This is a genomic window from Croceicoccus sp. Ery5 (genome assembly GCF_020985325.1).
In the GTDB taxonomy this organism is placed as follows: Bacteria; Pseudomonadota; Alphaproteobacteria; order Sphingomonadales; family Sphingomonadaceae; genus Croceicoccus.
The window spans coordinates 2533435-2544768 of the sequence record NZ_CP087587.1; the positions used below are offsets into that span (position 1 = coordinate 2533435).

An 11334-nucleotide genomic window follows, 5' to 3' on the forward strand; every position below is an offset into this window, starting at 1 on the left:
CCACCCCCGTCAAACAGATTTCGCAGTCGCAAAAAAAGACGCTTGACCAAATTTTGACGACCGTCCTATGTTCGATCCATCGGACTTGAAGGCCGCATCGGGATCGCGCGGTTTTCTGATCTTCGGGGGCATTGCGATTATGGCCGTTGCACGATTGACCGGTTCTGTTTCCAGCAGCGATCTGCCGCCCGATCGCGACGTTGCGCCCCGCCGCCGTTTCGCCCGCCCCGCCCTGCTTGTCCCTCTGTTCGCCGCGACCATATTGTCGGCATCGGTGGTGACCGCGCAATCGTCGGGCAGCAGCGCCAAGGACCCTGCCGACTGGACCGAGGACGAAGAAGGCATCCCCGTCACCGACGCGCTGACGATCGAGAAATGCGGTACCTGTCACGCGCCCGACGACAAGGGCAATCTGTCGCGCATATCGTGGATCCGCGCCACGCCCGAAATGTGGTCGCAATCGATCAAGCGCATGGCATCGCTGAACGGCATGCAGATCACCGGAGACGAGGCGCGGTCGATCACCCGCTATCTGGGCACATGGCACGGACTTGCGCCCGAAGAGGCGAAGCCGGTGATGTATATGCCCGAACGCCGCATCGTCGAGGAAACGCTGATCCCGAACGATAATATGAAAATGGCCTGCGCATCCTGCCATGCCTTTGGCCAGCCGCTGTCCTCGCGCCGCAGCAAGCGCGAATGGGGGCTGCTGCAAAGCATGCATTCCGCGCTGTATTCGCAGGCCGAATTCGCGCTGGAACGTCCTGCCGGGGATCAGCCGGAGGGCCGCGCGGAAGATGCCAAGCCGCTTTCGCATGGAGAGGTCGCGCTGGCGTGGCTGAGCGAGAATGCCTCGCTCAACACGCCCGAGTGGTCGGCATGGCGCCCGCGCATCCGCACCCCGCGGCTGGGCGGCAAATGGCTGGTCGATGCCGATCTTCGCGGCAAGGGGCGCTATGTCGGCGAAATGACGATCACGCCCGCTGGCGACGATTTCACCACCAGCGTCACATTGCGCTCGCTGTCGACGGGCGAAACGCTGACCCGTTCGGGCAAGGGGCTGGTCTATGCCGGCTATAGCTGGCGCGGCACGTCGAACAGCGGCGCCGAACCCGCCTCTCCCGCCGATGTCGCCAAGACCCTGCGCGAGGCGATGTGGTTCTCGCCCGACCAGTCCTCGGCCGAGGGGCGGTGGTACTGGGGCGAATATCACGAATTCGGCCTCGACGTGAAAATGACCCGCGCGACCGGCGCGCCTGTGCTGTCGGCCGTTGCACCCTATGCGGTGCAAACAGGGGCCAAGGGCGCGCAGATCCATGTTTACGGCGATGCGCTGCCTGCCGGTCTTGCGCCTGCCGACCTCGACTTCGGCAGCGGGATCACGGTGCGCAGCGTCTCGCTCGTATCGCCGGGCGAAGCGGTGGCGACGGTCGATGTGGCCAGCGACGCGATGATCGGCGTGCGCGATGTCGCGCTGGGAAGCTCGGTCCTGACGGGGGCCCTGCCGGTCTTCAATGCCGCCGATTACATGAAAGTCACGCCCGAAACCGCCATGGCGCGGCTAGGCGGGATCAAATACGCCAAGGGTTACGAACAGTTCGAAGCGATCGCATGGTCCGACGGACCCGACGGCAAGCGCGGTACCGAAGACGATTTCGCGATCATGCCTATCGACGCCAGCTTTACCATGCAGGAACTGCCGACCGTCACCTATGACGATGATGTGAAATTCGTCGGCACGCTGTCCGACAGCGGCTTTTTCGACCCCAGCTTCGAAGGGCCCAATCCCGAACGCCGCTTCAGCCGCAATAATTACGGCGAAGTCTGGGTGGTCGCGACGGCCAAAGCGCTCAAGGACAGGAAGGGCGACCCGATGACGTCGCGGGCCTATCTTGTCACCACCGTTCCGATGTATCGTCGTTGGGACCAGCCGGAGGTGTCGCAATGACCAGCATGACCGCGCTTATGTCGGGCCGTTACAGGCTGGGCGAAATGCACGAATTTTCGGCCAAAGGGCAGAACTTCGCCTATCTCGTTTCGGCAGGCGCGATCTTTGCGCTGGACGAGGCGGCGCATGGCGTGTTGCGCCGTCTGGAGCATGAGGAGCTTAGCCACGAGGATCTGGTCGCCGCATTGGCCGAAGGGGGCTATTCGCGGCAGGATGCGTTCGAACTGATCCGCGAACTGCTGTTCGTGCAGGGCATCACATCGGATGCGATCCGCCCCGCCAAGGCCCCGTCCCCCGAAAGTCATCCGGGCAATCCGCCCGCCGATTTTCCGCTGCAGGCGCTGGTGCTCAACATCACCAACCAGTGCAATCTGGCCTGCACCTATTGCTATGAATTCGGGGCCGACAAGATCGCCACCCCCAGCGGCAAGCCCAAATATATGGCGCTGGAAACGGCGAAGGACTCGATCGATTTCCTGCTGGAGAAATCGCCCGGCCGCCAGGCGGTGCATGTTACGTTCTTCGGCGGCGAAACGCTGATGAACTTCAAGCTGCTGCGCGAAGTGGTCGACTATGCCGAGGGGCGCGCCGCGGCGCAGGACCGCACCATCGGCTTTAGCCTGACGACCAATGCCACGCTGCTGACGGACGAGATTATCGCTTTCCTGTCCGACCACGGCATCGGCGTGACGGTCAGCATGGACGGCCCCCCCGACCTTCAGGACAAGCATCGCGTGTATAAGTCGGGCAAGGGCAGCTATGCGGTGATCGAACCGCGGCTGCGCAAGCTGATCGCAGGGCACAAAACCCGCGCCATCACCGCGCGCGTGACGCTGACCGACGGCGTGACCGACGTGATCCGCATCTATCGCCACCTGAAGGACGATCTGGGCTTTCACGAAGTCGGCTTTGCGCCTGTCACCAATTCGGGCGACCGCGATTACATGATCGCGGATTCGGGCATGGATGAAGTGCTGGCCCAGTTCCACGAGCTGGCCGACGAATGGCTGGAATTCGCCCTTCGCGGAGAGATGCACGGCTTTTCGAATGTCAGCGAGACGATCGGAGAGCTGATTCAGGGGGTGAACAAGTCGCACCCCTGCGGCGCGGGGCTTGGCCTTTTGGGAGTCAGCCCGTCGGGCGATCTGTCGCCCTGTCACCGCTTTACCGATGCCGACACGCACACGCTGGGCAATATCGCCACCGGCATCGACGCCGGAAAGCGCGAGGATTTCCTGTCGCGCGGCCATGTCGGCGCGAAATATGAATGCCAGTCGTGCTGGGCGCGGCCCCTGTGCGCGGGCGGCTGCCATCACGAGGCGTTCGTCCGTTACGGCGATACCGGCCACGCGAACCTGCATTATTGCGACTGGATCCGCGAATGGACCGACACCTGCCTGCGCATCTATGGCGCGGTCAGCGTGATGAATCCCGAATTCCTGCAACGTTTTGCAGCACGAAAGGGCCTGTCATGAAGCACCTTCGTCCCGTCAATCTGAAAGCCGCGCGGATCGACGAATCCGCATCCCTGATGGAAGAGGATGTCGTCGCCCTGCAGCAGAAAACGCCGCTGCCGCATGTGCCGATGGGGTGCACCCTGTCGTTCTCCCCCGGCTGGGAAGTCGATGCGGGCGGCGGCACGGCGGGCCTGTGCCAGCCGGTCGAGCGTGACATCTATGACTGTTACGTCACCTGTTTCTGGCCCGTACAGGTGCCCGACCATGTCAATTATTCGCCCGACTGGGCATCGAATTGCGCAGTCGCGACCAAGGACTGGCGCAATCTGGACATCGTTTTCCCCTGACCGGCCGCATTCCGGCCCAATGTTCCGCCCTTTTTCAGAAAGAGCCCGCAGCATGAAAACGCCCCGTCCGGTCCTTTCCAGTTTCAACCGGCCCGCTTTCGCCCGGCCCGCTTTCGCTCTCGCCGCCCTTGCGATGGCCGCAGGCGCGCTCCCCACGCAGGCATCGACCATCATTCTGGGCGGCTATCCCGACCAGTTGCAGTTCATCGATGACGAGACGGGCGAGGTGATCCACAAGATCACACTCGATTCCGGATTGCCGACCAATCTGCAGCTCTCTCCCGATGGCAAGCGCGCCTATGTCACCACGCTGACGCATGGCGGGATCGAAGTGCTGGACACCGCCACGCGCAAGGTGGTGACGTCGGTCAGCCTGAACGATGCCTATACCAAATACCGTTTTTCGGGCGGGGTGCCCGATCCGACGGGGCGCTATTTCTATATAGTCGGCGAGAAGATTTCGAAAGAGATCGACCTGTACCGCGTGGGCCAGCCGCAATTCATGGTGGTGGACCTGAAAAGCGGTGAAATCGTGCGCGCGGTCGATCTGCCAGAGGAAGATGGCGGCCCCACCTGGCGCACCCGCCTTGCAATGGCGCCCGATGGCAAGACGCTTTACGTGTTCCAGAAAAAAGTGCTGATCGTCGACACCAAATCGCTGGAAGTGGTCGACCGGATCGATCTGGAAAAGCCCGATTTTCCCGGCATGCAGGATGTCGGCTTTGGCGGCGGGCTGGAAACATTGCGCACGCCCGGCCAATATGTCTCGGTCTTCAATTCGCAAGACCCCTATATCCGCAATCCGGTGTTCGGCATCGCGCGTTTCGATCTGTCGTCGCGCGATTTCACCTTCGACCCGATCGGTCCCGCGCCCGACGAAATGGCAGGGCTGGAAGTTACGCCCGACGGCAAGACCGGCTATACGGTGACCGTCACGGGCCAGCTGGGCGCGATGCGTTGCGAGTTCTGGAAATTCGATCTGGAAACGAACGCGGCGCTCGACAAGGCGGAATTTCCCTGCCGGTCGCGGTTCTATTTCAGCATGTCGCGCGACGGGCAGAAGCTTTATATCTATGGCGCGGGATATCAGATCCACGTGTATGATGCGCAAACCTTGAAGTTCGAGCAGGATTGGGACCTTACCAACGATATTACCATGGCGGGTCTGCTGACCCTGCCGTGAGCCTGCCCGAAGGCGTGGCGATAGACGGCGGCGGAGTGGCCGCCGCCTGCTGCGCGCATCTGCTGGGACAGGCGGGGGTCGCGACCCGCTGGCGCATGCGCGAACGGCGCGGTGTGCCCGCCATCATGCTCAGCGATCCGGCCCGTGCGCTGCTGCGCGACGCGCTGGCGCGGCCCGATCTGTTCGCGGAAAACCGGCGCATCGCGCGGCGTATCGTCGCCTGGGGCGGACAGGAACCGGTCGCTCTGCCGCATGACGCGGTGATGCTGGGCGCGGGCGATCTGGATTTCGCGCCCGAACAGCTGCCCGGGCACGCAGAAGCGCCCGGCCCTGCGGCCAGGTTGATCATCCGAACCGACATTGCGGCGGAAGAACCCATGCACCGCTTCGGCGACCGGCAGGGAGAGGCCGCGCGGGTACAATGGCTCCGGCCCGGGGAAGCCGATGCCTGTTTCGTGGAATCGGTCGATGACGGCTGGCTGTTCCTGATCCCCTCGACCGCGGAGACCGGCTGGTTGCTTGCCATCGGCGCGCCATGCGACGTGTTGCTGGGCCAGAGCCGTCATGTTCGCGCGCGCATCGCGCCGCCGGACACTGCTCCTGCCCGCTTCGACACCACGCCGCGCCTGCTGGACCGCATGGCCACAACCGGCATGATCGCCTGCGGTTCGGCGGCGATGGCGTTCGATCCGATTTGCGGCGACGGCACCGCGCTGGCCGTGCGGCAGGCGATCCTGGCCAGCGCCATCGCCTGTGCCCTATCTGAGCGCGGGTTCGATGGAGGGGACGAGGAGGAAATGACAGCCCATTATCGCGCGATGATGGTGGCCGCGATGCGCCGCCATTTGCGGCTCTCGTCCGAATTCTATGCCACCGGCGGCACCGGCCCGTGGTGGCGCGCGCAGCAACGGGCGATAGAGGACGGCTTTGCCGCGCTGAGCGCCGTGCTGGAACGCACACCGCCGCCGCGTTTCGCGCTTGACGGTTTTCGCCTGATCCGGCGCGAGCTGGCGGCATGACGCCAATTCCCGATCCGCAATCCGAAATCGCGGGGTGGAGCGCCTATCGCCGCCTGCTGCCGTTCCTGCGCCCCTATTACCGGCCGCTGGCACTGGTGCTGGCGATCAGCCTGATCGCAACGGCCATGAACCTCGCCCAGCCCTATCTGTCGAAACTGCTGATCGACAAGGCACTGATGCGCAGCGACATGGGCGCATTGCTGGAAATTGCGGGCGCTATGGTGGCGGTCGCGCTGGCGGGCTTTGCGCTCAATATGTGGGCCAGCTATCGCTATGTCGCGGCCAGCGCGGCGATGCTGTTCGATATTCGCGCTTCCCTGCTTCAGCATTTGCAACGCCTGTCGCCGCGCTTTTACGCGCGCTTCCGACTGGGCGATCTGATGTCGCGGATCAATTCGGATGTCAGCGATATCCAGCGCGTGACGGCGGATTCGCTGCTTTCGGTGCTCAGCAATCTGCTGATGCTGGCAGGCTGCATCGGCATGATGCTGTGGCTCGATCCGGTGATGTTCCTGATCGGCGTGGTGGTGATGCCGGTCTGCGTCTTGTTGTTCGTCCATCTGCAACGCAGGCTGACCGCGATCACCCGCACGATGCGCGAACGCGGCGCCGATCTGGGCAGCCTGCTGGTCGATACGGTGATGGGGATGCGCACCATCACGTCCCTGCGGGCCGAGGATCACGAGATTGCCCGTTTCCGCCAGCGCAACGATGCCTTTGTCGCGGCGATGCAGAAGATGCAGATCACCTCCTTCATGGCGGGCGCGCTGCCCGGCACGCTGCTGACCGCGTCGAGCGCGGCCGTCGTGCTGTATGGCGGATCGCGGATAATCGCGGGCGAGATGACGATCGGCACTCTGGTCGCGTTCATGACCTATCAGGGGCGCTTGTTCTCGCCGGTGCAGGTGCTGATGGGCATGGTATCGGGCCTTGCCTCGGCGCGGGTGTCGCTGGGGCGGATCAATGCGCTGTTCGATACCGCGCCCGACGTGGTGGAGGTGGACGACCCTGTGCCCCTTCCCGCGATCGAGCGCGGCCTGCAGTTCAGCGATGTGCGGTTCGCGCATGACCGGCGCGTGATCCTTGACGGGATCGACCTGTTCATTCCGGCGGGCTGTTTTTGCGCGGTTCTGGGCCCCAGCGGCATCGGCAAATCGAGCATGGCCGATCTGATCGTGCGCCAGCTCGATCCCGATGGCGGGACGATCACGGCGGACGGGATCGACCTGCGCCGCTTGTCGCTGGCCGATCTGCGTCATGCGGTGGTGATGGTTGATCAGTCGCCGCATCTGTTCAACGACAGTCTGGCCAATAATATCGGATTCGCCTGTCCCGACGCGGGGGCCGACCGGATTGCCGATGCCGCGCGGCAGGCGGGTCTTGCGCCGCTGATCGCGCGGCTGCCGCAGGGGCTGGACACGCCGACCGGCGAACGCGGGCTGGCACTCTCTGCCGGAGAGCGGCACCGCGTGGCCGTCGCGCGTGCGCTGCTGCGCAAGCCTTCGGTGCTGATCCTCGACGAACCGACTGCCGCGCTCGATACCGAGACCGAGCGGCTGGTCGCGCTGGGCCTGCGCGAGGCTTTGCCCAAGGCGACGATCATCGTGATCACGCACAAGCCCGCGCTGGCCGATCTGGCCGATATGGTAGTGACGCTGAATGACGGAAAGATCGCGGTGACGCGCGGGGCTCAACTGGTCGATGGCTGACATCCGGATCGCGGTGATCGACAGCGGGGTGAACCCCGACCACCCGCATATCGACAAGACGCGCATCGCCCCGGGCATTGCCATCGCGGGCGACGGCACGCTGGATGCCGCGCCCGATGCGGTGATGGACCGGCTGGGCCACGGAACCGCCGTGACCGCCGCCATTCAGGAAAAGGCGCCCGATGCGCTGTGCATGCCGGTGCGCATCTTTCACGACAGCCTGCGCGCCACCGGCCTTGCGCTGATCGCGGCGATCGACTGGGCGGCGGAAAACGGGGCGCATATCGTCAATCTCTCGCTCGGTTCGACCAATATGGGCCATGCGGCGGCCTTTGGCGCGGCGGTCGATCGGGCGGCCATGGCCGGTTCCATCGTTGTCGCGCCGCGCGCGGTGGACGATGCGCCCTGCCTGCCCGGCGCGCTGGCAGGGGTGATCGGGGTCGATGTCGACTGGGACTGCCCGCGAGACAGCTTTCGCATGCGCGAGGACGCGGCGGACGGGGCGGAAGCGGCCCTGTCCGCATCGGGCTATCCGCGGCCGATCCCCGGCGTACCGTTACAGCGCAATCTGTATGGCACCAGCTTTGCCACCGCGCAGATCAGCGGCTTTGCCGCGCGCGCCATGGCTGTGCACGGGGCCCGCGACGCGGCGGAATTGCGCCGCGCGCTGGCGGCGATCCTGCCCGCATAAAAAGTCGCCCGCCATGGCGATGACCATGGCGGGCGCAGGGGATCCTTGGCAGGAAACCGTTAGAAGTGCTGTCCCCAGCGGACGCCCATGAACTGCGGCTTCACGGGGAAGGCGCGCGTCGAGCCCGAGCAGAAGGTGATCGAACAGAACGTGTTCATCGTCAGCGTGCCGCGATTGTCGAAGGCATTCTGGATGAAGAAATCCAGCGTCCAGTTGTCCTTCTTCAACCCTGCCGAGAAGTCGAAGGTGACGAAACCGTCGGTGGTGCAGGCCGTCGTCTGCGAATCCGCAATTTCCGGGCAGACATAGAGATTATTGTCCGACACGTTGAGGTCCTGCGTCGCGCTGGTCTGGTAAAGCGCAGCACCCATGACATAGGCATCCATGTCGCTGATCATCGTATCGTAACGGATCGATGTCGTGCCCTTGAACTTGGGCTGGCGCGGCAGGCGCGTGCCGTCGGCGGCGGCGACTTCGGGGGTCGGGGGATAGGAGCCCGGCACGAATTCCCCTTCGGTACAGCTCGACAATTGCGAGATCGACATGGTTGTCGTGTCGAGCGCGAAGTTACAGAAATTGCCCTTCAGCTTGGCATCGTTGAACGCGCCCGATGAGGAGATGGTGATCGCCCCCAGCTTCAGATCGGCATCATATTCGATGCCCCTGACCTCGGCCTTGCCGGCATTGCCGGTCATGCCCGCGCCCTGCGTGCCCGATACGACCACGCTATACTGGATATTGTCCCATTTCTCGAGATAGACGGCCGCGTTGAAGCGGAAGATATTGTTCCATGTGGTCTTCACGCCGACCTCGAAATTGGTCAGCTCTTCCGATTCATACGACGGCACATCGACCACGCCCACGTTGCGAACGCGCAGCGGACGGTTGAAGCCGCCGGGGCGGAAGCCGGTGGAATAGTTGAAATAGACCATCTTGGTCGGCTCGAACTGCCAGTTCAGGGCCACCTTATGCGTCTCGCCATCCTCTTTATAGCGGCCCACCTGATCGGCAGCGGCAAGGTTGGAGTTGAGGCACTGCATACGCTCGTCAGGCAGCGGGAACGGACAGCCATATTCGCCCGTCGGCACATAGAGCGAGGTCACCGTGTTCAGCGCCGATGCCCAGATGCCCGAAAAGCCCTTGGTGGTGAATTCCGTCCAGAAATAGCGGATACCGCCCGTCAGCTTCAGCGTGTCGGTGATGTCGTAATGGCCTTCGGCAAAGATCGCCTTGTCGGTCCAGTTGTTGTTGCGTTCCGACAGGTAATAGGCATCGCGCTTTACCGCGGGAGAGCCATAGACCATCGTCCCCAGCGGGTTACCGTCGGGATTGATCACATCGGTCGTGTCGAAAAATGGCGTGCCATCCTCGTCATAGGCGATGCCATACATCGCCGGCACGCCGATCAGCCCGCCCGCAACGTCGCCGCCGCCGACCAGCGTCGATCCGATGATCTCGTCCAGACCGTGGATCGCATAATCGCTGTTCGTCTGCTGTTTGCGCTTTTGGTAAAACCCGCCCAGCGTCACGTCGAACGGCCAGCTGTCGGGCGTGGTGACGCGGATTTCCTGGGTGAACTGGTTGTCCTTGGTCAGCCCGTTATAATATTGCTGCGGGTTGATCATCGAACATTGCATGTCCGCGCCGGTGCCGGTGCAGCTGTCCGCGTCGAAGAACTGCAGATAGCTTTCGTAACCCGCGCCAAAGCTGTCGTAGGTCACCGTGTAATAGGTGTAATCGTTCCGCAGATGGACCTTGCGCCGGTAATAGCCGGTGGCCGAAACGACATCCCAGTCGCCGATGTGGCCATGGATCGACAGCGCGGCCTGATACCATTTATCGTCCTGCAGCGTCAGGTCGTAATCGTGCACTTCCAGATCGCCGACGCGCGGGTCGTAACCGAAATAGCCATAGGCCTTCTGATGCTGCGCGGTGACCTGCGGATTGATTTCCCAGCCCGGTGCCGGTTCCCACATCAGGCTGAGGCGGCCGCCATATTCCTTGATATTGTTGTAATCGTCCTCGGCAATATCCGAATTGTCGAGCAGCCAGAAGGTGTTGGGATTATTGTCGCCCAGCGTCAGCACGGCGGGCTCGCCATTGTTCAGCTCGCCATTATTGGGCGTATTGTCGATATAGCCGCCATCGCGCCGGTAATAGCCCATGGCGCGCACCGCCAGCGTATCGCCCAGCGGCACATTGACATAGGCCTGCGCCTGCCCGCCAAATTCGCCGTCGCCATATTTGTTGCCTTCAAGGTCATAGCCCCATTCGAACGCGCCGGTATCGGGCTTGTTCGAAATGAAACGCACCGTGCCCGCCAGCGACCCCGCGCCATAAAGCGTGCCCTGCGGTCCCGACAGCGCCTCGACACGGGCGATATCGTAAACATGGATGTCGGGAACGCCGGTCCCGGCAATCGGAATGTCGTCAAGGTAATAGCCGACCGACGCGTATGAGCCGCCCGCAGGCACGATGCCGCGGAAATAGGCAGTCTGACGGCCCGGCCCAAGGCCCGCGATCGTGACCGAGGGGATCAGGTTCGCAAAATCGCTAAGGCCCTTTACCTGCCGGTTTTCAAGCTTGCTGGCATCCAGCGCCTGGATCGAGATCGGCACGCGCTGTACGCTTTCGGCAGTGCGCGTCGCGGTAACGACGATATCGCCAAGGCCCGGCTCGACCGGTTGTACGGCGGCGGCGGCGGTTTCTGCCGCTGCATCGGCGGCGACAGCCTCGTCCGCGACATCGTCGGCCGCAATATTGTCGGCAGCATGGGCGGGCGCGACGGCGATGCCGGCCAGCATGGTGGAAGAACTCAGCAGAACAAGCGAACGTTTTACCAGTGATTGCCGAAGCTTCATCATTACCCCCGTGGTACGATCCCGCAGCCGATGTCATCGGCCCCTGTCCGAGGGCCATGCCCCTTGCGGCACGGCCCCGGCCCTCTCGCTTCGCGGACGCAAAACATGCGCGCCCGCTC

At 63.4% G+C, this 11334-nt stretch carries 8 protein-coding genes; 7 read left to right on the plus strand and 1 reads right to left on the minus strand.

What is annotated here, in order from left to right:
- Positions 1-67: 67 nt before the first annotated feature.
- Genes peaA through LOZ74_RS12035 form a run of 7 tightly spaced genes read left to right on the plus strand, consistent with a single transcriptional unit; the run spans position 68 to position 8354 of the window.
- Complete coding sequence (gene peaA, locus LOZ74_RS12005) at positions 68-1948, plus strand: quinohemoprotein amine dehydrogenase subunit alpha (RefSeq protein WP_230291411.1); 1881 nt, start codon at positions 68-70, stop codon at positions 1946-1948.
- On the plus strand, positions 1945-3423 hold the full coding sequence (gene peaB, locus LOZ74_RS12010; protein ID WP_230291412.1) for a quinohemoprotein amine dehydrogenase maturation protein: 1479 nt from the start codon (positions 1945-1947) through the stop codon (positions 3421-3423). The genes peaA and peaB overlap by 4 nt, the downstream gene beginning before the upstream one ends.
- On the plus strand, positions 3420-3752 hold the full coding sequence (gene qhpC, locus LOZ74_RS12015) for a quinohemoprotein amine dehydrogenase subunit gamma (protein WP_230291413.1): 333 nt from the start codon (positions 3420-3422) through the stop codon (positions 3750-3752). Before peaB ends, qhpC begins: the two co-directional genes overlap by 4 nt.
- A gap of 52 nt (positions 3753-3804) precedes the next feature.
- Positions 3805-4935 carry a hypothetical protein gene (locus LOZ74_RS12020; RefSeq protein WP_230291414.1) on the plus strand — a complete coding sequence of 377 codons (1131 nt, stop codon included), beginning with the start codon at positions 3805-3807 and terminating at the stop codon, positions 4933-4935.
- The gene (locus LOZ74_RS12025) at positions 4932-5954 is read left to right on the plus strand and encodes a hypothetical protein (protein ID WP_230291415.1); all 1023 of its coding nucleotides are present in this window, start codon (positions 4932-4934) and stop codon (positions 5952-5954) included. Before LOZ74_RS12020 ends, LOZ74_RS12025 begins: the two co-directional genes overlap by 4 nt.
- Positions 5951-7663: an ABC transporter ATP-binding protein gene (locus LOZ74_RS12030; RefSeq protein WP_230291416.1), complete on the plus strand. Its 1713-nt coding sequence runs from the start codon at positions 5951-5953 to the stop codon at positions 7661-7663. The genes LOZ74_RS12025 and LOZ74_RS12030 overlap by 4 nt, the downstream gene beginning before the upstream one ends.
- Positions 7656-8354: a S8 family serine peptidase gene (locus LOZ74_RS12035; RefSeq protein WP_230291417.1), complete on the plus strand. Its 699-nt coding sequence runs from the start codon at positions 7656-7658 to the stop codon at positions 8352-8354. The genes LOZ74_RS12030 and LOZ74_RS12035 overlap by 8 nt, the downstream gene beginning before the upstream one ends.
- Positions 8355-8413: 59 nt before the next feature.
- On the opposite strand, the gene LOZ74_RS12040 is transcribed toward LOZ74_RS12035, so the two are convergent.
- Complete coding sequence (locus LOZ74_RS12040; RefSeq protein ID WP_230293887.1) at positions 8414-11215, minus strand: TonB-dependent receptor; 2802 nt, start codon at positions 11213-11215, stop codon at positions 8414-8416.
- Positions 11216-11334: the final 119 nt, after the last annotated feature.

What these genes read in the sequence shown, in the direction of transcription:
- peaA (WP_230291411.1), top strand. Translation starts at nt 68, where the DNA reads ATGTTCGATCCATCGGACTTGAAGGCCGCATCGGGATCGCGCGGTTTT.
- peaB (WP_230291412.1), top strand. Translation starts at nt 1,945, where the DNA reads ATGACCAGCATGACCGCGCTTATGTCGGGCCGTTACAGGCTGGGCGAA.
- qhpC (WP_230291413.1), top strand. Translation starts at nt 3,420, where the DNA reads ATGAAGCACCTTCGTCCCGTCAATCTGAAAGCCGCGCGGATCGACGAA.
- LOZ74_RS12020 (WP_230291414.1), top strand. Translation starts at nt 3,805, where the DNA reads ATGAAAACGCCCCGTCCGGTCCTTTCCAGTTTCAACCGGCCCGCTTTC.
- LOZ74_RS12030 (WP_230291416.1), top strand. Translation starts at nt 5,951, where the DNA reads ATGACGCCAATTCCCGATCCGCAATCCGAAATCGCGGGGTGGAGCGCC.
- LOZ74_RS12035 (WP_230291417.1), top strand. Translation starts at nt 7,656, where the DNA reads ATGGCTGACATCCGGATCGCGGTGATCGACAGCGGGGTGAACCCCGAC.
- LOZ74_RS12040 (WP_230293887.1), bottom strand. Translation starts at nt 11,215, where the DNA reads ATGAAGCTTCGGCAATCACTGGTAAAACGTTCGCTTGTTCTGCTGAGT.